The sequence below is a fragment of the Mycobacterium sp. 236(2023) genome (genome assembly GCF_029623955.1).
Classification (GTDB): domain Bacteria; phylum Actinomycetota; class Actinomycetes; order Mycobacteriales; family Mycobacteriaceae; genus Mycobacterium.
In genome coordinates this window covers 79,340-100,982 of record NZ_JARSBP010000007.1, presented here as the reverse complement: position 1 = coordinate 100,982, position 21,643 = coordinate 79,340, and the positions used below count along the sequence as shown (strand labels likewise).

17 protein-coding genes are annotated in these 21,643 nt (G+C 67.4%); 15 read left to right on the top strand and 2 right to left on the bottom strand.

Annotated features, from left to right (window positions below):
- Positions 1 to 293: 293 nt before the first annotated feature.
- Positions 294 to 1,331: a hypothetical protein gene (locus tag P9A17_RS25470; RefSeq protein WP_278041538.1), complete on the bottom strand. Its 1,038-nt coding sequence runs from the start codon at positions 1,329 to 1,331 to the stop codon at positions 294 to 296.
- 39 nt (positions 1,332 to 1,370) lie between these two features.
- On the opposite strand from P9A17_RS25470, the gene P9A17_RS25465 reads away from it, so the two are divergent.
- The 4 genes from P9A17_RS25465 to P9A17_RS25450 all read left to right on the top strand — a co-directional run bounded on the left by P9A17_RS25465 (position 1,371) and on the right by P9A17_RS25450 (position 4,269).
- A complete protein-coding gene (locus P9A17_RS25465) occupies positions 1,371 to 1,550 on the top strand; it encodes a hypothetical protein (protein WP_278041537.1) in 180 nt (59 codons plus the stop codon).
- Between the two features lie 45 nt (positions 1,551 to 1,595).
- Positions 1,596 to 2,342 carry a hypothetical protein gene (locus P9A17_RS25460; protein ID WP_278041536.1) on the top strand — a complete coding sequence of 249 codons (747 nt, stop codon included), beginning with the start codon at positions 1,596 to 1,598 and terminating at the stop codon, positions 2,340 to 2,342.
- A 287-nt stretch (positions 2,343 to 2,629) separates the two neighbouring features.
- Positions 2,630 to 3,106: a hypothetical protein gene (locus P9A17_RS25455; protein ID WP_278041535.1), complete on the top strand. Its 477-nt coding sequence runs from the start codon at positions 2,630 to 2,632 to the stop codon at positions 3,104 to 3,106.
- A gap of 644 nt (positions 3,107 to 3,750) precedes the next feature.
- Positions 3,751 to 4,269: a hypothetical protein gene (locus P9A17_RS25450; protein ID WP_278041534.1), complete on the top strand. Its 519-nt coding sequence runs from the start codon at positions 3,751 to 3,753 to the stop codon at positions 4,267 to 4,269.
- 921 nt (positions 4,270 to 5,190) lie between these two features.
- Here P9A17_RS25450 and P9A17_RS25445 read toward each other — a convergent pair.
- Positions 5,191 to 5,382 (bottom strand): hypothetical protein, encoded by a 192-nt coding sequence (locus tag P9A17_RS25445; RefSeq protein ID WP_278041533.1) that lies wholly within the window; start codon positions 5,380 to 5,382, stop codon positions 5,191 to 5,193.
- Positions 5,383 to 5,699: 317 nt separating this feature from the next.
- Here P9A17_RS25445 and eccCa point away from each other — a divergent pair, with 317 nt between their 5' ends.
- The 11 genes from eccCa to eccE all read left to right on the top strand — a co-directional run bounded on the left by eccCa (position 5,700) and on the right by eccE (position 21,565).
- Positions 5,700 to 9,869 (top strand): type VII secretion protein EccCa, encoded by a 4,170-nt coding sequence (eccCa, locus tag P9A17_RS25440; RefSeq protein WP_278041532.1) that lies wholly within the window; start codon positions 5,700 to 5,702, stop codon positions 9,867 to 9,869.
- 126 nt (positions 9,870 to 9,995) lie between these two features.
- Positions 9,996 to 10,301, top strand: a complete 306-nt coding sequence (locus P9A17_RS25435; protein WP_278041531.1) for a PE domain-containing protein — start codon at positions 9,996 to 9,998, stop codon at positions 10,299 to 10,301.
- Between the two features lie 31 nt (positions 10,302 to 10,332).
- Entirely contained in the window at positions 10,333 to 11,559 is a 1,227-nt protein-coding gene (locus P9A17_RS25430; RefSeq protein WP_278041530.1) for a PPE domain-containing protein, read from the top strand.
- Between the two features lie 74 nt (positions 11,560 to 11,633).
- Positions 11,634 to 11,957, top strand: coding sequence for a hypothetical protein (locus P9A17_RS25425; protein ID WP_278041529.1), 324 nt, complete (start codon positions 11,634 to 11,636; stop codon positions 11,955 to 11,957).
- A 32-nt stretch (positions 11,958 to 11,989) separates the two neighbouring features.
- Complete coding sequence (locus P9A17_RS25420; RefSeq protein WP_278041528.1) at positions 11,990 to 12,292, top strand: hypothetical protein; 303 nt, start codon at positions 11,990 to 11,992, stop codon at positions 12,290 to 12,292.
- Between the two features lie 93 nt (positions 12,293 to 12,385).
- Entirely contained in the window at positions 12,386 to 13,243 is an 858-nt protein-coding gene (locus tag P9A17_RS25415) for an ESX secretion-associated protein EspG (protein ID WP_278041527.1), read from the top strand.
- 75 nt (positions 13,244 to 13,318) lie between these two features.
- Entirely contained in the window at positions 13,319 to 14,836 is a 1,518-nt protein-coding gene (gene eccB / locus P9A17_RS25410; RefSeq protein ID WP_278041526.1) for a type VII secretion protein EccB, read from the top strand.
- A 58-nt stretch (positions 14,837 to 14,894) separates the two neighbouring features.
- Entirely contained in the window at positions 14,895 to 16,655 is a 1,761-nt protein-coding gene (locus P9A17_RS25405; protein ID WP_278041525.1) for a chromosome partitioning protein, read from the top strand.
- Positions 16,652 to 18,169 carry a type VII secretion integral membrane protein EccD gene (gene eccD, locus P9A17_RS25400; RefSeq protein ID WP_278041524.1) on the top strand — a complete coding sequence of 506 codons (1,518 nt, stop codon included), beginning with the start codon at positions 16,652 to 16,654 and terminating at the stop codon, positions 18,167 to 18,169. Before P9A17_RS25405 ends, eccD begins: the two co-directional genes overlap by 4 nt.
- Positions 18,169 to 19,833 (top strand): type VII secretion-associated serine protease mycosin, encoded by a 1,665-nt coding sequence (gene mycP / locus P9A17_RS25395; RefSeq protein ID WP_278041523.1) that lies wholly within the window; start codon positions 18,169 to 18,171, stop codon positions 19,831 to 19,833. Before eccD ends, mycP begins: the two co-directional genes overlap by 1 nt.
- A gap of 10 nt (positions 19,834 to 19,843) precedes the next feature.
- Positions 19,844 to 21,565 carry a type VII secretion protein EccE gene (gene eccE, locus P9A17_RS25390; protein WP_278041522.1) on the top strand — a complete coding sequence of 574 codons (1,722 nt, stop codon included), beginning with the start codon at positions 19,844 to 19,846 and terminating at the stop codon, positions 21,563 to 21,565.
- The last annotated feature ends 78 nt before the right edge of the window (positions 21,566 to 21,643 follow it).

Here is a 21,643-nt window from a genome sequence, read left to right as displayed (position 1 = left end):
GCTCGAAGCCCTTGGCTACGTAGGGGACCATTCGGCGCAGGCGTACCAACGGTGTTATCCGGCCGAGCCGAACATTCCGGCCAAGAGTTTTCCGAGCGCGTAGGAAGCTTCCGGCGAATGTCTTTGACCATCCGCCAGTATTGTTCCTCGGGCGCTTCAAGACGGCGGCGCCGTGCACGCCATGCGAGTGCGATCACGGATGTGGTCGTCATCGAGATCGCCAGCGCGACGATCCATAGCACAGCCGTGTCGATCGTGCCCTCCGTTGCCCTCAGCGTACTGGTCGTAGCGGGTCAGCGTCCGCCCTCGACGTACCAGCGCGGCGGCATCTCGCGTTGCAGCTTGTTGAGGTGTGCAACCAACCTGGCCCAGCGCCAGTTCATCGTTCTGGCTTGCCGCATTGTGATACCTCCGCAGTCCCAACGCGTCAGTCCGAGGTTATAGCGCGTCCAGATCGGGTCGAGGCCAAGGAAGATGGCGACGAGCATCGCACGCTTCAACTGCGCTGGATCCTCGGGACGCTCGCGGCTGTTCTCCAGAGCGGAGATGTGACGGGCCGAGCACGGCGTCACTTTCGCGACCGCTTCGGCAACCCGCTTCTGCGAGACGAGGCGTCCACCCATTCTTCGACGGACGTCACGGCGGTACCACTCGATGTTGAAACCCCAAGGAGTCTGGGGGATCACCATCCTGCGCTCACCTCCGTGTTCAGCCTCGTAGCGCGCTTCGATCTCGGCGCTTTGTCGCTGAATCTCGTTGAACCACCGTTGTTCATCGTCGAGGATTTCCGGCTGCGCCAGAACCTGTTCGCGGAGTGCTTCGACTGACGCGATTGGGGCCTCGTAGTGACGGCAGGCTGAAAAAAGTTGGCCATCGTCGTCGGGCAGCATGTTGTCGGTTATGACGCCCAACGCGGCGGTGAAGTACTCACCGTGGCTGCGGTGCTTGCGTCGGTTCCAGTGGTAGCTCTGGTCTCTATCGGTCCGCAGCCCCTCTGCGGCTTCATAAATGGGCTGCACGCAGTGGGCCAGTTCGTGGAGCAGCACGCGGGCGGTCATCATCTTCGGGTGCACTGAAATCAGCCACTTGGTCGGCAGCGGATAACCCCAGTGCGTGGCGTACGAAGAGATCAGGCCGAGGTCGGGGTGCTCGCCGCCCTCCACCTTTACCTCGATGGCCGGTGTGTGCGGGAACCACTCCTGAAACCAGTCGCTGGCTGCTGCTTGTTCGACAAGCTCCTGGCATTCATCGGCACTGACGGGCCGGTCGTGGCCGACAGATTGCTCGGCGCTGTATACCCGCCAGTCCGAGACCCCCTGCTCATACGGCATGCAGGCGACGATAGCCATGTTCACGGAATCCGGTTCGGTGTGTCCGTAGGCAACACACCGAGCCGTGTCGCGGGTGACCCGGAGAAGTTCGCCGAGTCATTGCGCGGATTGGCTCCGAGTGCACAGCAGTTCATGCTGTCGATCCAGGGCATGATGCCCGCGCTGGAGGGCCTGCTCGACGCTGCCGACTTCGAAGCGGGACTCGGCGACGTCCCATAAGGACGCCGGGCATTGTGCTTCAGTGGCTGTGTGGGGGCCACGAGCATGGACGGTCAAGACGCCATTGCGTTCGTCATCATCGATAAGGCAACCGGCGTGTGCGGCTACACCTGGTTCATTGAGTCCCACGCGACGTCGTTCTACATCAAGTCGACGTTCAGGCCGATGCAGATGGTGAAGGTCAGCATCCATGGACCTGACGCAGACCATCCGAACGAGCATTACCGTCTGGATTTCACGAAGCCCAAAGAGTCCGGCAAGGCGATTCGGGCCGGCGGCGGCTGGGGCGGTTTCGGCCAAGCGCTTCCGCTCGCTTTCGAGGGCCGCCCAGTCAACAAGCGAACAGTGCACCTGGTGCGGTTCTCGGCCGAGTGGAGCATGTTTCGGAGAGGGATGCAGCGCGGCCCAGACCCGGAACCCACGGCGAAGGCGAGTATCCACGGATATGTCGACGCACCCTCGCTCGGCCGCGTGACGCACGTAGATATCTTCCTCAGCCGCGTTCGGCCCTACTGGCAAAACCGTGAGACGAAGCTGCGCAAGCAAGACGCGGGGATCGGCCCACTGATCAATGACGCAGGCATGTATCTAACAGCAGTGATTTCGCAGATCAGCGCCAGCAAGGAGCCGGACCCGTTCGGCGACCCGTCAAAGGGTGTCCCCGCTGAGGACTGCATTCGCGGCATCGCCGAGGGCGTCGATTACACAGGACTGCTGTGGATCTGCGAAAAGATGATCCCGAAGTCGAAAGTAGAGCAAGTGAAGCCCCCACCTCGCGACGCGGACGTTTGAGAATGTCTCGCGCTTAGTACTTCTCGGCTACCTTCCGTCGAGGTCTATGATCGTTTCCGCGAGTGCTGTTAACCCCTCGGCCAGAAGCTTCGCCGCCGGGCTCTCCTTATCCGCTCAACCTCGCGAAACTTGTTGGCTGCAGTAACAGCCCACGCTGCCGCATCACTCATAGCCGGACGATAACGACGGACACCGACAACAGGAGCGGACCTTAACTCCCGCGCTCATGAACTCGCGGCCTTCACATTTGTCGCGTACGTCAATCTGACAGATTACGATCCCCGCGCATGGGGGACGAAATCACAGACGAACGATCCGACACAGCCCTGACCCAAGCCGACATCACGCAGCTGGGCCAGGCGATCGACGAGACCGAAGCGCACACCGCCTGGTCGCTCGTCGACGATGAACCCGAGCCGCGCTGGTGGACGCCGGCACGCATTACCGCGGCGGGTGTCGTGGCAGCCGTCCTGGCGATCGGTCTCGCGGCCGTCGTCGCGCTGCCCCACCTCGGTCGGCCCACTCTCGGCGACGTCGCGATGGTCAGCCCGGAGTGGGACGACGACGATCCTGAGCTGATACCCGTCGGACCGTCGGGGTTCGACATTTCACCCCCGCCACCACCACCCCCAGCACCGACCGTAACGCGCACCGTGTCCGCGCCGGTACCCGAAGCACGTCACGTCGACAACCCAAACTTCACGGTGAGCCAGATGGCGGAGTTCGACCGCCAGTTCCTTAGCGCCATGGTGAGCCGCGGCTGATACATCCAAGACCCCGCCCTGATGACGCTGCGGGCACACCAAACGTGCATCGAGTATGGAATGGGGACACCACCCCACGGCGTCTACCAAAAGCTCCTCAGCCTTTACGGAAACCCCGGTGATGCAACAACCTTCATGACTGTTGTGTCCCAGACCTACCCGGACTGCCCCTGACCCGCCCGCCCGTGGAAGAGGTCGACGCCGAGCTGCGCGGGGTGCGCGGCCACCAAATGTGTAGGGAGGAAACGTGAATAGAACGAATGTCGAAGCCCTACAGGCGGTCGGTGTGCGCGTCGAGCAGTTCTTCGAGGATTGCTCTCATTGTGGCAGGCCGTCGATCTAGACTGACGAACCGACCGGTATACCCACTGTGACGGTAGTGACCCGGTCCAGTGCTGGGTCGCGATCAGTTCCGGCCGCGAACCGGAACCCTTCGTGAGTCACTGTGACTCACGAGAGCTGGTCACGTCAGCCGTGGCGTGACGTCAGCCCTGAGAAGGTGGTGCCCTGTCTCGGACGTGAACGAATACCGCGAGTGCCGACGTCGGATACAGCTCGCGGAGTTGGCCCCCTCTAGTCCGTCGAGGAACAGCGGTGCCGACAGGTTCCGATGAATGTCGGTGGGCTCCCGCATACTGCCGGGCGTGGCATCTGCACCATCGTGGGAGTTGCGGGACCTGCCGGTTCTTAAAGCTGCGGTCGAATTTAATGTTGAGACTGACCGCGCCCCCAGTCCAAGGTTGCTGGAGCGAGCGACGGGCTTTGATCGAGACACCGTCCGGCGTGCGCTCCGAGCTCTTCACTGCGAGCCGTTTTTCGTTGGTACCACAACGAAGGCCAACGGTGAGGTCGACTATCTCGGCAAGCCGACCGGCGCAGCCCTGCGGGTTACGAAAAAGTGGCCATCACCGGAAGGGCAACTTGCGCAACTCATAGCCGCTTTCGAAGCCGTCGCCGCCGACGAGTCACAACCCGCGGAGAAGCGCAGCCGCGCCGCGACGATGGCACTCTGGGCCAGCAGCATGTTTTCAGACTTGTTGTGCACCATTGTCGGCGGCGTAGGTGCCGACAATGATCACCGGCGGCTAAAGCCTGTCGTGCAGTTGCTCAGCCAGCTGTCACAATCGCCACATGTTTTGTCCGTTGGCTCCCCAGTGGGGTGACATAGCGACATGGGTCGGCGGTGGGGCAACAAGCCTCACACTGATGTTTCTCGTGTATCAGTGGTGGCGCCAGTGGCGCACCGAGCAAGCGCGTCAGGTTTACGCGTGGATTGGTCGCGAAGGCAGCGGCCCGGTAGAAGTCCGACTGGGCAACGATTCTGGGCTTCCCGTCTACGACGTCTTTGTGTATCTACCGCTCGTGTATGACCCTTTCGAGAGGGGGTGGCTCGTGCGATTGTTCTCCCGAATCATGCGGTGGGAGCTTCTTGAACTAGCGCAACTAGGTGAGCGAAAGAGTCACGTGGACGGTGGCGATAGGTTCTCCAACTACTACGCCCCTTCGTCTCTGCGCGTCCTGCCGCCCGGCATGTTCCGGTTGGACGATGAGAACTTGAACATGGACCTTTATGGCGTCGCCGACGTAACGCTGTACTTCGGGGTTGAGATCGTGTTCAAGGACGCACGTGGCGCGCGTTGGGCTCGGCGAAGCTCCGGCAAATTGAAGCGGAGTCGGGTCAATCCCCATTGGTTCCAATCAAATCGCGCTCGCAGCATCCGGTACAGGGTTGATCGAGGCGGGTCACCGTTCGCGGGCATTTCACGCGTTCGAGACGCGGACAGGAGCCGCGACGAACCGGAGGAGGGCTAGGCAGGCGAGCGCCTGGGGCGCGGGAACGACGCACGCACGCAAGCGCCCACAACCCGTGTGGGCCGTGGGCGCTTGTTCGATTTGATGAAGCGTCAACCACCATCGGGCGTCCAGGCGCGCCACCGCTCGGTCAGCTCGGCCCCGGCGAGCACTGCTTGCGCGAGTTCGCGAAGCTGGGTCGCCGTGTCGTGCACCTGCTCAGACTCGATACCACGGTTATCCGAGCGCAAGACGAGCGCGATGCTGTCTGCGACGAGCGACCCATCGGCGCGCTAGTAGGCAAACACGTTCACGCTGCCAGTCTCACCGCCGCCGTCGAGGTCAGGGGCGGTGTAGCGCTGCCCAACCTCGAACTCTTCGACGTGGTTCGCCTCAGGCGGCAACGGAACGCGGTGGTCTTCGACGTCGGTCGCTGAATAGGTCGTGTCCGCGCTGGTCACTGGGTCGATAACGGTATTACGCATGGGATGACTCCTTCGATGAGGGTCACGCATCTAGTTGCGCGGTTCTTGTGCGGATGTTCGTATCCGCTGCTCAGAGGGGCAGGATTCGAAGCAGTAAGACAATTGCAGATGACGATGATGGACCCGCCTGCGCGGCCCAGGGCCACCAGGATCCGAGTACAAGATGAGCTATTTCACCCAGCTTGACCAGTAGCACTTAAGTTGAGGCGACGGAGGCGAGGGCCTGTTGCCGCATACCGGCTCCATGGTTCCACCAGCACCAACAAGCTCAGAAATCAGCGCAACGGGGCCCACTCGCGCGGCGTTAGGGTGAATTAGTGACGACTCAGCCTTTCGTGCGTCCTGGCGAGCCGCCCCGGCCACCCGCCACTGCCGGCGGGAAGATCGCCGTCGAGCCGCCCATCGCCGCACCGATCCCACCCCCGCGCAGCATCTGGGCCATTGTTTTGCCGATCACCCTGGTTGTCGGCGTCGTCGGGTTCATCGTCGCGATGTACGTCTCCGGCATGCGCAGCTTCGCCACCGGCTTCGGCATCTTCGGCGTAATGATGCTCGTCGGCATGGTCGGCATGCTGTTCCGCGGCCGCGGCGCCGCCCAGAAGATGTCCTGGGGCGAGCTGACGCTGTTCCGGCGCACCTGGTTCTCCCGACTCGATGAGATCCGCGACGAAGTCGAAGTTCAGCGCCGCCAGCAGTGGAAACACCGCGACCACTTCCACTGGGAACCCGACCGCCTCGTCGGCGTCGCCGGCTCAGTGCGCATGTGGGACCGGCCGCCCGGCAGCGACGAATTCGCTGTCGTCCGCGTCGGTGTCGGCCGGGTGCGGCTGGCTATGTCGATCGAGAAGCCTAAGATCCCCGAATCGTCCCAGATCGAGCCCGCCACCGGACACGCACTGCGCAAATTCCTCATCGAGCAGGAATACATCGACGACATCGCCAAAGTCATTTGGCTGCAACGCTTCCCCGGCCTGTCGCTGGTCGGCGACACCGAAGAAGTGCGGTCGCTGGCGCGGGCGATGATCTGCCAGCTCGCCGCCTTCCACAGCCCCACCGACGTGCAGATCATCGTCGTGTCCGCCGCCCCAACCGCCTGGGAGTGGACGAAGTGGCTGCCGCACATGCAGCACAGCACCCAGCGCGACGGCTGCGGGGAACGCCGCCTGCTGTTCTCCTCCCCGGCGCGCTTGGAAGCTTTCCTCGACGAGGCCGAAACCGAACGGCCGCAATGGAGTCCGCCCAGCAGCGGCCTGCACGGCGGCGACGTCGCCCCCGTCCTCCCGTTGCGCATCGTCATCGACGACAGCTGCGGCACCCCCGAGGACTGGGCCGGGCTGACCGGCAGCGCCGGATACGCCGGAACCTGCTTCCTCCGGCTGGCCACCTCGACGCCGGTGCGTCCCCCCGACACCTACGGCGCCAAGCACTGGGTGGGCTTCGCCCCGTCCACCACCTACCGGCTCACCGACGGCTCCCTGCGCAAGAAGCTGCCCACCGACGACCCGACTGTCCTGGGCGGAGTGCCGAAAGGCTCCGACGAACTCGACGACGCGTTCTACGCCACCGCCGACCAGCTCAGCACCGACGAAGCCGAGCGCTTCGCCCGGTCCCTGGCCCGGTACCGGGTCGGCGGCAGCACCATCGCCTCGGTGTCCAACACCGAAGCGCAGCAGCGCACCCTCCTCGACGTGGTCGGGGTGCGCGACCCGCGCCGCCTCGACGTCGACCGTTTGTGGGCGCCCCGACGGGTGCAGACCAACAATCGGGACTGGATGCGGTTCCCGATCGGGCTCGACGAGAGCGGACAACCCGTCGACCTGGACCTCAAAGAGGGCAGCCAGCACGGCATGAACATGCACTCGCTGTTCATCGGCACCACCGGCGCCGGCAAGTCCGAAGGCATCATCACCGAGGTCACCGCGCTGGCACTGACCCACTCGCCCGAAGTCGTCAACGTCGTGTTCTCCGACTTCAAGCTCAAATCCGCGGCCGGCACGCTGGAACGGTTCCCGCACGTGGTGGCCAGCGTCAGCAACCTCACCGATGAACGCCACCTGGTGGGACGCATGCACGAAGCGCTCGACGGCGAACTGGACCGCCGCGGCGCGCTCTGCGCCTCGATGGACGGCGTCCCGGATTTGACCACCTACAACGAGCGGCGCCTGACGGACCCGACGCTGCCGCCGGTGCCGGCCCTGTTCATCATCTGCGACGAGTATCAGGAAATGCTCGGCGACCCGGAGTGGGGCCCGAAATTCCAGAAACTGTTCTGGCGCATCGTCCGTCAGGGCCGCTCGTACCACATGTTCCTGCAGTTGGTCGGTCAGACGCTGGACACCCAGAAGCTTCGCGATGTGCGCAAGCTGCTGGGCTTCACCATCGCCGCGCGTACCGGACGGGAAGAGGATTCCCGGGAGGCGATCGGCAGCTCGGTCGCCGCGCACCTCCCCGAAAAGGGCGCGGAGGGAACCGCGTACCTGCGGGTCGCGCAGCGCGAGCCGCGCGAGTTCCGTTTCTTCTACTCGTCCGCGGAATACATCCCCACCACCGAGGACGAAGTCGCGGCCCCGGTGCGGGCCGGCACGTGGTTTGACCCGCGCCCGTTCACCGTCGACGAAGCCGTCGACATCGACAACTCCCTCGCCACCCCGGTCGCGCCGCCGACACCGGAGGTCGCGCCGCAGCCGACCGCCCCCGCGGTCGGCGCAGCCCGCAAGAATCCGCTGGTCGTCGACGTCCTCATCGACTCGCTACAAGCCGCCGGGGTAGGCCCGCCGCGGCAGCTGTGGCTGCCGCCGCTGGGCGATCCGCCGCCCGCCGATGATCTGGTGCTGCGCTACCGCGGCAAACCGTGGGACGTCGACTACGGCGACAACCCCGGATTGAAAATGCCTGTCGCCCTGGAAGATCGGCCCCGCGAACACCGTCAGGACGTGTTCTGCCTGGACCTGCTGTCCGACAACGCGATGATCGTGGCCGCCCCGACCCGCGGCGCCACGACCACGGTGATGACGATGATCGCCACCGGTGCGCTGCTGTACCGGCCGGAGCGCGTGCAGTTCTACTGCATCGCAGCCAGCGGACCCCAGCTGGCCGCCGTCGCCGACCTTCCCCACGTGGCGTCCGTCGTTCCCGTGTTCGATACCGAAGGCGTCGCCCGCGTGCTCGCTACAGTCCGCCAGATCGTGGAGGACCGGGAACGACAGTTCGCGGCGCGCGGCCTCGACATCGCGATGGTGCGGCAAGCCAAATTCGGCCCCAACCCGACCGACATCGGCATCGACGGCGGCGACGTGGTGCTCGTCATCGACGGCTGGGCCAACTTCCAGGACCAGGCGTCCAAGCACGTCGACACGGTGCTGAGCCTGCTGCGCGCCCGCAACTACGGCGTCCGGGTCGTGGTCACCCACACCAGCACCATCTCCGGGATCCGCTCCGGGCTGCGCACCGAAATCGCGCAGAAAATGGAGCTGCGCCTCACCGACCCCCGCGAATCGGAGGTGCCCCGCGTCGACGGGATCAGCCGGGCCCGCGAAGTGCCCGACGTCCCGGGTCGCGGTCTGAGCCCGTCGGGCTTCCACCTCATGGTCGGCGTCCCCGAACTGGCCAACCGCCCCTCCGGCCGGGTCGAAGTGCGCGGGCTCGGAGAAGTGGTGCGCGCCGTAGCCGGAGTCGAGAACGTCAGCGAGGTGCTGCGGCTTCCGGAAGAAGTCGCTTTCGACGACATCCTGGCCCGAGTCGATCCCCAGCTGCCGAAGGAGATGGTGCCGTTCGGGCTGGCGGAGGCGACGCTGGCCCCGGCCTACGTCAACTTCGCCGAGCACGCGCACCTCGTTGCCGTCGGCAGCGCCCAATCGGGCCGCACCAACTTCATCCGCACCATGATGCACAGCATCATGGCCCGCTACAGCCCCGAAGAAGCCGCCATCGTCGTGTTCGACCCGCGGCGCAAAAACATCGGTGTGGTGCCGCCGGACTACCTCGTGGAGTACGCCTACACGCAGACCGCCATCCGCGAGGGCATCCAGAAGTTGTGCGAGGTCCTCGACCGGCGCATGCCGCCGCCGGGCGCCACGCAGGAGGAGCTGCTGACCCGCAAGTTCTGGAGCGGCCGGGAAATCTTCCTCGTCATCGACGATGCGACCGCCTGGGCGTCGGTCGACAATCCGCTGACCAAGCTGGCCAGCTACGTCGAGCAGGCCGACCAGCTGGGACTGCACGTGATCGCCGCCGCCGACATCCGCAACTGGAGCTTCCAAGCCGTCGGATCCGGCGTGCTGGGCCGCATCATCGGCTCCCTGCCGCCGGTGGTCATCTTCAACGGCCGCCGGGACAACGGCATCATCGTCAGCGGCATCCACGCCGAGCCGCAGCGGCCCGGCAAGGCCATCTATGCGTCCCCGGCGGGGCCCGACGGAGTACTGGTCGGCTGGACGGCGCCGCCACGACCGCCCGCACCAGCGGCGTCGCCACCGCCGCCCACCTAAGGCAACTTATCTCCAACGGAATCCGTTGCCTGTCGACACTGACGTCAATAAAACACGTGCAGCGACCACCCCAAAACCGTGCTTACACTGAAGACGCAACGGAACACCACCAGGGAGGGCAAAATCATGGCAGATCTGATGGGAGTCAATCCGGCTTTGCTGGCACTGCAGTCGGCGATCGAGTCGTCGGGCGTCGGCACCCAGTTCGCCTCCACCGCCGGGGCCGCTCCGGTCGTGTGCGCCGTGCTTCCCCCCGGCGGGGACGGCGCTTCCGCCGCCGCAGCAGCCGGCCTGTGCGCCCGGGGAGCCGCAGCGGTGGCCATGCTGTCCGAGATCACCACCGGCCGGGCCCTGTTTGCCGATACCGTGGCAGTCAGTGGCATCAGCTATGTCGCCCAGGATGTGGCGAACATGGGCAACCTGGCGCTCTGAGCGCCACGAGATCCGCACCACGAGGTAACTCATGCCGACGTACGGGGATGCAGCTGCCAACCCGCCCGAGGTCAACTACTGGACGTTGATGGCGGGAGACCACGGCGCCTCCGCGGCCGCCTCCGCCGTCGCCCAGCAGACGCTGGCCGACGTGCTCGCCAGCCAGATCGCCGTCCTCGAAGGCGGGGCGGCGTCGACCGCAGCGGGCGGCTGGCAGGGCCTGGGCAGCACCGGCATGGTCGCCCACGCCAGCGGGTTGTCGGGGGTCATGGGTATGGCGGTGGCGTGGCTGCAGCAGGGCTCCATCACCGCAATGCAGATCGTCGACGCCTACACCCTGGCGATGGACTCGATGATTCCCGGCCCGGTCTGCACCGAAAACCGCGTCACCCAGAGCGGACTGATCGCGACGAACTGGTTCAACCAGAACATCGGGCCGATCATCGGCCTGGAAGTGCAGTACACCGAACACTTCTGGGTGCAGAACGCCTCACTGACCTCGACCTACCAATCCGTGGTCACCGCGGCACTGGGTGTGCTCTCCACCCCGCCGCCCTTCGCACCGAATCTTGCCAACCCCGCGGGCCCGCTGGCCGGTGTCGTTCAGGCCGGCGCCGGGGTGGCCGCCAATTCACTGCAATCCGGGTTCCAAGCGGTCAGCCAGACGGCGTCCACCGCAGCCCCGGCCGCCCAGGCCCCCGCCGCGATGGCGTCGCAAGGGCTGTCGTCGATGATGGGGATGCCCATGCAGATGGCCGGACAGATGGGGCAGATCTTCGGACAGGCGCCGCAGATGCTGGGCCAGGTTCCCCAAATGCTCTCGCAGGCAGTGCAACTGCCGATGGGCTTGCTGGGCCAGCTGTCCAGCGCCGGCAACCTCACCGGCGCCGAGGGCGACGCCGTGGACTCTGACCTGATGAGCTCCACCGGCGGAGCGCCGGTGGGTGCCGCGTTCACCAGCGGCGCCGGCGGCGGCATCGGAGGCGGAGGTTCGGGCGTGGTCCCGAGCACCTACACCCGCCCCGCCAGCAGCTTCAACACCCCGAATCAGCCGCGGCTGCCCGGCGGCTTCGGAGCGGCAGCCGCCCCGGAGCCGTTGCCTGTCAACGCAACCGGCATGGGTGGCAACGGCCTGTACGGCGCGCCGCCGATGGCAGGCCGCGACGCCGCCGGCTCAAGCTCCGAGCGGGCACCGGGACGCACCATGCAACTGGCGGCGCGTCCCGAGTTCGATGGGGGGAGTCGAAACCGAAATTAGTGCAAAGAGGGTCATCTCAGCGCCCATAGACTCGACAACAGAACGAACTCGACACAGAGGGGATACACCGTCCGATGACTGAAAAAGTAGGCAAGGCAGAGGTTCTCGGGGCCGCCGACCAGCTCCAGGAACTTATGGAGAACACGGTCAACCAGATTCAGCGGTACGCCCACAGCGGCGACGACCTGCACGCGATGGGGCACCTGACCGGCCAGGCCGGTACCACCAACGTGCTGACCACCGGAGAGATCCAGGACGCCGTCAACAAGGTCACCTCGCGGTGGCAGTTGGCCATCGACGCACTGCGCCAGAGCGTGCACGGCTTCGACAACACCGACATGGACAACGCATCCCAGATCGCCGCCGTCGCCGGCGGTGGCAACTGGTCCAGCCTCTAACCAAAACGTCTGTCACGAAAGGGATTTGAACCATGGCTGAAGAGGTAATTGGCGTCAACAAGGCCGGCGTCGCCGACTGGCAGCACGGCGTCTCGCTGTGCTGCGCGGAACTGGACAACGCAATGGGTTCGGCCAACAACACACTGGCCGGCATTGCGGAGTTCTTCAGCACCGAGCAGGGCGCCCCGGCGTTCGCCAACATCCATAACCTGCTGATGCAGGGCATCGAAGAGGGCAAGCAGACGCTGATCCGCCACGGCAGCACCGTCGGCGACTCGGTGGAAAACTTCGTCGGGACCGACATCGCGAGCATGAACTCGTTCAACTCGATCTGATGGCCTGTCGGCCTTAACTTTTCACCCACGGTGGGGGGCCAGCCGCGACGGTTGGTCCCCCATCAACATGCTGAGGTCCTTGGGGGAACCGCGATGTCTTTAACGACAACAGTCAACGGACTGTGGATTCTGCAGGCACTGCTGGGCATTGAAACCATGCCCGTCGCGCTGCGCGTCAAGCCGTTCATCCCGTCGGTGCACGGCGAACTCGTCGTCGACACCACCGCCGGACCGCTGCCTATCCAGCAGACCGGCGAATACCTCGGCCTGGTCGCCGCCGGCGTCATCGACGCCCGCGGCGACGTCGACGACATCGTCCGGGACTGGATGACCGTCCTCGGTCGCCCCGAACGCCAAGTGCTGCTGATGATCCGGCGGCCTAACGGCCACGGAACCGACGGCACGCCCTTGGTCCACGAACGCATCATGGCGGTCTGCCAACACCGCCGCTGGCTCGCCATGATCGCCCGCGACGGCGACGAGGTCGTCATCGACGCAGTCGGCGAGGCCGACAGCCCCAGCGCCCAGGTCGAATTGATGTGCCAGCCGCTGCTGGCCGCCCTCGGCGACAGCCCCGCCGCGCAGATCGACGGATTCAACCTGCCGACCGACCTTCTGCAATCCACCATGGAGCACGCCCACGCCGGAGGCCGCGACACCGTGACCGCCGCGATGGCGCGCCTGGGTCTGCAGCCCCAACAAGCCGAGGTGCTCGCCGCTGGGACCCGCCACGACGAGTCGGCGATGGCGGTCGTGGCGGTCGTCGACCGCGGCATCAGCCATCACGTCCACCCGCAGGTGCTGACCGTCGCCGACACCGAGTACGGCCGCATCAGCATGACGACGACGACCGGTGCCGACGGCCGCCAATGGATGAGCATGTGGCCCGCGACAGTGGCCGAACTGGCCGATGACCTCGCCCGCCTGCTCGCCGCACCGAAGGCCGCGTGACATCGTGAAGCCCACCCGTCACAGCATCTCGGCAACGGCGCATTGCCGCATGTCGGGGTCGGTAAGGTCAGCGCGATGGCGCTGAATCTGACGTCGCGCCTGCAGGTCACGGCGCATTACTTCTGGAACCGCCGCAACGCGGCGGCGCTCAGCCATCACGGCGTGCGGCTGGAATACGACCCCGAGCAGCGGCGCAGCGCCGCCCTCATCCTCGGGATCACGTTCACGCTGCTCGCCGTCGCCCTGATGTTCGTGCTGTCGTGGTTCAAGCCGGCCGGCCAGGTCGGCAAGGACAACATCCTCGCCGACCGCGACACCGGTGCGGTGTACGTGATGGTCGACGGCCGCCTGCATCCCGCGCTGAACCTGGCCAGCGCTCGGCTCATCGCCGGCCAAGCCAACAACCCGACCTTCGTCAAAGCCGCCGAACTGGCCAAGTACCCGCAAGGCCCCACCGTCGGCATCGTCGGAGCGCCCGCGGCGATGCCGCTGCGCACCGGTGACGCCTCCCAGTGGGCGGTGTGCGACACCGCGCCGGCGGCGACATCTACCACGTCGGCCGGCAGCACACCGGTCGTTTCGGCCATCGCCGGCCCGCTGTCGGTCGGGATGCGGTCGGCGCCGCTGCGCATGCCGCGCGCGATCCTGGCCCGCTACACCGACAAGACCTACGTCATCTGGGACGGGCACCGCTCCGAGATCGACCTGTCCAACAAGGCGGTGGCGTTGGCACTCGGCGTCGACTCGACCGCACCCGACCCCATCCCGTTGTCCAAGGCACTGTTCGACGCGCTCCCGGCGACCGACCCCCTGGTGAGCCCGCCGGTGCCGCAGGCGGGGCAGCCGTCGCAGTGGAACATCGCGCCCGGTGCGGTGATCGGGTCAGTGCTGCAAGCACGCGACCTGCAGCAGCCCGGATCGATGACCCTGTATGTGCTGCTTCCCAATGGGGTGCAACGCATTTCGCCGTTCGTGGCGTCGCTGCTGCGCTCGGCGAACTCATTCGGCGACGTCGCGCCGATCGAGGTCGCCCCCGACAAACTCGCCGTCGTCCCCGTGGTGGAGTCGCTGCCGGTGTCGTTCTACCCGACGACACGCCTCGAACTGGTCGACACCACCGTGGAAGGCACCACCTGCCTGTCGTGGTCCAAAGGCTCCACCGACCGCTCCGCCGAGATCACGGTGCTCTCCGGGCAAGGGCTGCCGATCCCGCTGACCGCCGACAACAACCTCATCCCGCTGGTCAAGAACGTCCGCGACCCCAACTCGGTAGAGGCAGACCGCGTCTACATCGCCCCGGGAGCGACCAACCTGGTGATGACGACAAGCGCCGCACCCGCCGCCAACAGCCGCGAATCGCTGTGGTGGATTTCCGACCAGGGCGTGCGGTATGGCATCGAAATCACCGAGGAATCCCTTCGGGCACTGGGTGTTTCACCGCAGAACGCCCGGCAGGCACCCTGGCCGCTCATCCGGGTCTTCGCACCCGGCCCGGCGCTCACCCGCGCCGACGCCCTCACCCAACACGACACGCTGGCCCCGCTCGTCGGGTCCGAGGCGCTACCCACGCAGGCCGCCGCAGCGCCCGGCTAGCACCGCCAGCCCCACCACAGACCGCACGCCCACATCGTCGCCGCAAAGGATGGACACCGTGACCGATCGCGAGAAGAGCGAGATCGACGACGCCGCAGGGGATTCGTCCCGCCGCCAGTCGTCGCCCCCTGTGACCCCGCCGCTGCCCGGTGTGTCGCCCACACCCGGCATGCCGCCGCTGCCGACGTCGGTGCCGCTGAGCTTCGACCCGCGTAACGGCTCCTACGCGGCCGCGCCCGCCGAAACATCGCCGCGCGGAAACCACGCCGCCCAGGACCCGGACGAGAACACCGATCCCGGAACGCGGCCGGGCCGGCACACCCCGACACCGGGGGAGGACCGCCCGACGTTCGATTCGTTCACCGCATCCGGCGAAACCGGCGATGCCGCAGGGCCGGGCGCCGTGCCTTTCGGCGGTGCCGCGTGGCCGTCTCCGCCGGCGGTACCCCAGCAGCCAACGACTGACGATGCCGCGTCCGGCACCGATGACACTGCGTCCGCACCGCAACGCCCGGCGTGGCCCGATCCCATCATGGGCGGACCAGCACGCCCCAGTCCCACGCCGCCGCCACCACCGCCCGGTGAGAACACCGGCGTCACCGATGTGGTGGGGCGGCAGAGCTTCGGACCGCCACCGTTCCGCGACGACGCGCCGCCGCCCCCGCCGTGGGAAACCCGCGGACCGCAGCCGCCCACCGGCACCGGCACCTACCCACAGCAGTACGGGCCCCCGGCCGACCCGCGCGGGCCGCAGCAGGCCGATCCCCGGCAGCAGCCCTGGAACCAGACACCGCCGGCGCGACCGTCGGCCGACCCGGCACCACGACCTGCCGACCCGTACCGCCCGGAGCCCGGTCGGCGAAACGACAACTACAACTATGTCGACCAGATCCGTAGCAGCGAACTCGTTCCGAGCCGCAAGATCCCCCCGGCGCGCGGATGGCGAAAGTGGTTGCTCCGCAGCACGTTCGGACTGATCAACCTCGGGCAGTCGCCGGACGAACGACGCCAGGCCGAACTGGAAGCCAAGATCCGGTCGCTGCTGCGGGGCCGTTACAAAATCGCTGTGCTCGGCAAGGGCGGCACCGGTAAGAGCACTGTTGCCGCCGCCGTCGGCTCGATCTTCGCCGAGCTGCGCCAAGAAGACCGCGTCGTGGCCATCGACGCCGACACCGCGTTCGGCAAGCTCGGCAGCCGCGTCGATCCCAACGCCGCCGGCTCCTACTGGGAACTGGCCGCCGACCAGCACCTGCACACCTTCGCCGACATGCGCACCCGTGTCGGCAATAACAACGCGGGCCTGTTCGTGCTGGCCGGCGAGGCGTCCACCGCGCGGCGACGAGTGCTCGACCCGGAGATCTACCGCGCCGCCACCGCACGGCTGGACAACCACTTCACCATCTCGATCATCGACTGCGGCTCGACGATGGACTCACCGGTCACCCAGACCGTGCTCAACGATGCCAACGCGCTGATCGTGGTGGCATCACCGTGGATCGACGGCGCCTCAGCGGCTGGACAGACATTGCAATGGCTGTCCGACAACGGTCACACCGGTCTGCTGCACCGGTCCGTGGTCGTCGTCAACGACCACGACGGTCACGTCGACAAGTCCACGCTGAAAACAGTGACGGAGCACTTCGCCACCCGCGGCCAGCCGGTCATCGAGGTGCCGTTCGATATGAACCTGCGCCCCGGCGGTGTCGTCGACGTCGACAACGAACTCAACCGGCTGACGCGGCGGCGTTTCGTGGAGATCGCCGCGGCCATCGCCGAGCACTTCCCGACCACCACCGATGCGCCGCGGGACCGCCGATGACGGCGGTGCGGCCCGGATTGCCCTCATCCCCACCGGCGTCTCCCGGGGCGCCGCTGGTGCCGGCATCGTGCCGGGTGTCAATCCTGGTCGGTGACGCCCACCAGATCGATCTGGTGCTGCCCGCGGCGGTGCCGCTGTCGGCGCTGACCGAGGCCACCCGGGACACCATCAACCGCATCCTGCGCACCCAGGGCGACACCGAACTGGCCCGCGGCACCTACGAGTTCGCGCGCGCCGCCGGAATGACGGTGCTGGCGCACGACATCTCGCTCGCCGCCCAAGGGGTCAGCGATGGGGAGTTGCTGGCCCTGGTGCCCGCCCAAACCGCGCAGCGCTACGGACCCAACATCGAGAACGTGTCCACCGCGCTGGCACGGTTTGCCTCCGAGCATTTCCCCGTCGTGTCCGCCCGCGACGCGGTCACGGTCGCGGCATCGCTGACCGCGACCGCGCTCGCAGTCGCCGCCGTCATCCTGTGGCGGATGCGCTGGTCGGCCGACGCGAACTGGGTGATCGCCGCGATCTTCGGTGGCGTGGCACTCGTGTTGATCGTGGGCGCAATGCTCGGTGCGCGCACCGGGCTGCCGCGCGGCACCATCGACGGCGCCGCCTGGGCGGGACTGATTGCCGCGGTGCTGGCCGGCGCGTGCGGCCCGCCCGGACCGGAACCCGCTGCGCCCCATGGGTTTCTGGCGTCGCTGATCGCCATCGTCGGCGCGTTGATGATGGCCCGGTTCACCGGGCGGCACTGGTCGGCGGCAACTGCGATCATCACCGTCGCGGCCGCGGGGGTCGGCGCGGCGGCGGTGCGGATGTTTTTCGCGGTGCCCGGCCAGCGCATCGCGATCGTGCTGCTCATCGCCGTGCTCATCGCGGCCCGCTCGGCACCGACGATGGGCCTGTGGATGGCGAAGGTGCCGCGGCAGAGTTTCGGATCCATCACCGGGCGTGACCTTTTCGCCCGCGCTCCCGGCCAGCCCGAGGACACCGTGTCGCCGGTCGAGTCCGCACCGCACGATGTCACGCTGACCGGCGAGCAGGTCGCCGAGGTGGCCCGCAAATCCAACCGGGTCCTCACCGGCACCCTGTTCGGCGTCGGTCTGGTCGCGCTCGCGGCGTCGTGGTTCGCGATCGCCCCCGGCAATGCCACCCAGTGGCCGTCGGTCACGGTGGTCGCGGTCGTGGCGTTGATTCTGGTGTTGCGGGCGCGGGCATTCCGCGACCGCCGCCATGCGATCACCATCGTGGTGGCCGCGTCGCTGTCGCTCATCGCAATCCCGGCGCACTACGGTCTGCACGCCGCCCCGACCGACACGGCGACCGGGCTGTGGGCGGCCGGCGGCGTGCTGGCCGTCGCTTTGGCCGGGTTGATCGCCGGCGGTACCGTCCCGTCGCACATCTTCTCCCCGCCGATCCGGCAAGCGGTCGAGTACCTGGAGTATCTGCTGCTCGCGCTGATCATCCCGTTCGCGGCCTGGGCGATCGGCCTGCTGTCCTACGTCAGGTATCACTGATGCGCTTTCGCTCCACCGCCGCCGCGGCGGGCGCGGTCGCGCTGCTGGCCGCCAACCTCCTCGCGCCGCCGGCCGCCCTGGCAGTCGCACCGCCGGTCATCGATCCCGGCGCGCTGCCCCCGGACGAGACCCCAGGCCCCGACCAGGAGATGCGGCAGAACAAAGCGTGCGTCACCCCGGTGGTCATCGGTGATCCCGATGTGGCACAACCTCCTCCGGGCAACGCGATGCTCGCCATCCGCGAAGCCTGGCAGTACTCCACCGGCGCCGGGGTGTCGGTGGCGCTGATCGACACCGGTGTCACCCCCAACCCGCGATTCCCAGCGCTGTATCCCGGCGGCGACTACGTGATGGGCCTGGAGAACGGCGGGCTCACCGACTGCGAGAGCCACGGCACCATCGTCGCCTCCATTATCGGTGCGGCACCGGCCAATCCGGCCGACCGCCCCACCGCCCGACCCGCGGGCGCCCGACCGATGGCACCGCCGCCTGCCGTGGACGCGAACCCGGCGCCCACCATCCCGCCCCCGGCACCGCCGAAGCCGTCCACCGTCACGGTCACCGCACCACCGCCGCCTCCACCCCCCGCGCCGGAACCGCCGCCGCCCGGGGCGCCGCCGCCTCCGCCCCCACCCGGTGTCGCGCCGGCCCAGGGCGCGGCCAACCCCGGCGGCCCGCAACCGCTCATCGGGGGACCACCGCCCCAAGGCCCCGACGGCGTGATCGGGGTGGCCCCCGACGTCACCCTGATCTCGATCAGGCAGTCCTCGACAGCGTTCTCCCCGGCACGCCCCGACCCCAACGATCCCGACCAGGCCAAGCGCAAAGCCGGCGATATCGTGACGCTGGCCAAGGCCATTCGGCACGCCGCCGACCTGGGGGTGCGGGTCATCAACATCTCCGCGGCGTCGTGCATCAACGCCGCCGCGCCGGTCAACCAGGACGCACTCGGCGCGGCGATCCGCTACGCCGTCGTCGAGAAGGACGTCGTCGTGGTCGCCGCCGCGGGCAACAAGGGTGAAGGACCCGACTGCGGACAGAACCCCGCGTTCAACCCGCTCAACCCTGACGACCCCCGCGACTGGGCCGGCGTGCGCACCATCGTCACCCCGGCCTGGTTCTCCGACTACGTCCTCACCGTCGGCGCCGTCACCCCCGATGGGCAGCCGATGCCCGACAGCATCAACGGGCCGTGGGTATCGGTGGCCGCCCCCGGCTGGCGGATCATGGGGCTGTCCAACACCAACGGCGCCGCGGTCAACGCGCTGCCCGACCGCGACCCCGGCCTGGGCAACAACTTCTGGGGCACCAGCTTCTCGGCGGCCTACGTCACCGGGGTGGTGTCACTGGTGCGGGCGAAGTTCCCGCAACTGACTGCGCGCCAAGTGATGCGGCGTATCACCGAGACCGCGCACAACCCACCGCGCGGGGTCGACAACCAGGTCGGCTTCGGAGTGGTCGACCCGGTCGCCGCGCTGACCTTCGACGTCGCCGTCGGTGACCCCAAACCGGTGGAACGGCTCACCACCGACCTCTATGTGCCGCCCCCGCCACCCGGGCCGGACCTGCGGCCGCGCAACATGGCCCTGATCGGCGGCGCAGCAGTTCTGGTGCTGGCAGCCGTCATCGCCGCGGTCACCGGTGTGCGTAGGCGGATGTCATGAAGGGATGGCGATGAGCAAGGCACGCACCCTGGGACTGCGGATGGCGCTGCCGGTCGTGCTGACCGTCGAAGTCGTCGCCATCACCGCGCTGATCCTGTTGCCGCCCGCCCGGTTTCAGTGGTGGCCCGCCGCAGCCATCACCGCCGGTGTGTTACTGCTGCTGATCGTCACGGTGCACCGGCGCAACCTGCCAGGCTGGATCGCGGCGCTGACGCGGTGGCGGCGCCGGCGTCGCCACCCCGAACCTGCCGCCGCCGCGGTGGACATCGCCCAGGGCGACCTCGTGTGCGGGGTACGGGTCGATGAGTACGAGGCCGTCACGATGGTGCGGGTCTTCGGGAAGGCGTACACGCCGACATTCCTGCGCGGCTCGTCAGTATCGTTGAGCACCAACGTTTTACCGCTGGAGGTGCTCACCGGTCTGCTCGACCAGCCGGGCGGGCTCAAGCTGGCCGGCATCGACGTGGTGTCCTCGGGGCACCGCGTCCGCCGCGGTGAAGGCTATCCGCCGCTGTACTCCACGCTGCTGGCCGACCGGGCCGCAGCCGGTCATCGCGACACCCACCTCATCGTGCGCCTCGACCTGGCCGACTCGGTGGCCGCCCTGTCCTATCGGCGCTCGATCGGTGCTGCCGCCGCGGCCGCCACCGAACGCATCATCAATGCGCTGCAGCAGGTCCAGATCCGGGCGGCCGCGCTGACCGCCGAAGAACTCGACACCGCACTCGACCGCCTCGGCGCCGGGCTTGCCGACGCCCCCGAACCGCCCGAGCCGGAGGTCGACGACTACAGCGACGAGGATCAGCCCGCGCGCGAGCTGGTCGGGGCCCGATCCAGTCTCTCAGGTTCCCAAACACGCGGCCGGACAGCGCAATCCGTGGATGTCGGGTGGCGCCGCGTCAACGGGCACCCCGGGTTCCTGACGACCTACTACTTCTCACCCGAAGACATCACCACCGCCTCGCTGCAGCAGATGTGGGCGCTGCGCACCGACGACGTGGTGCAGGTGACGATGCTGACCAAGAAACGCCGCGTCCAGTCCGACGGCGGCGGACCCGTCCTCGTGTCGGCCCTGTTGCGCACCAACGACCCCCAACGGCCCCAGCAGCCGCCCACGCTGAACCTCAACACCCTGCCCGGTGATCAGGCCGCCGCGGTGTTGCGGGCCGCCCCCACAGCGCGCCCCCGAATCGCGCTGCCCACACGGCCTCTCGGCGATCCCTCCCAGCTGACCATCCCCATCGGGCCCACCGGAATTCTCGTCGGCGCCGCCGAGCGAGACAACAAAACCAGCATCCCGTCGATCCAGCGCGACGACATGATCATGCTGGCCCTGACCGACCCGCAGCGTGCCACCCGCGTCGTCATGAACACCTCCGACTTCTACGTGCGGCAGCTCCTGATCCGCGCCGCCGCCGTGGGGGAGCGCATCGCCATCTACGCCGCCGACCCGCGCCGCTGGGAATCGTTGGCGCAGCCCAACATCACCGTCGTGGCGCGGCGCCAACCGCTGGAGTTCGTGCCCACCATCATCGTCAACGACCAAGCCCGCAACGCCCCGCCCACCGGCCTCTCCGCGACCGTCATCACGCTCGGACGCCACGACCGCGGGCCCGCACCGGACCTGCTGTTCGAGCAGAAATCACGCGAAACCGTGCGAATCACCGCCGGCAAGTACAACTTCGACGTCGCCATCGTTGCGTTTCGGCAGGAGCAGGCCTGGACGGGGTGAGGGGTGGGGGTGGGGGTCCGACACCACCGGGCTCAACATAACCTGTGAACGACGACATTGGGCTCAGAAATTCGATTT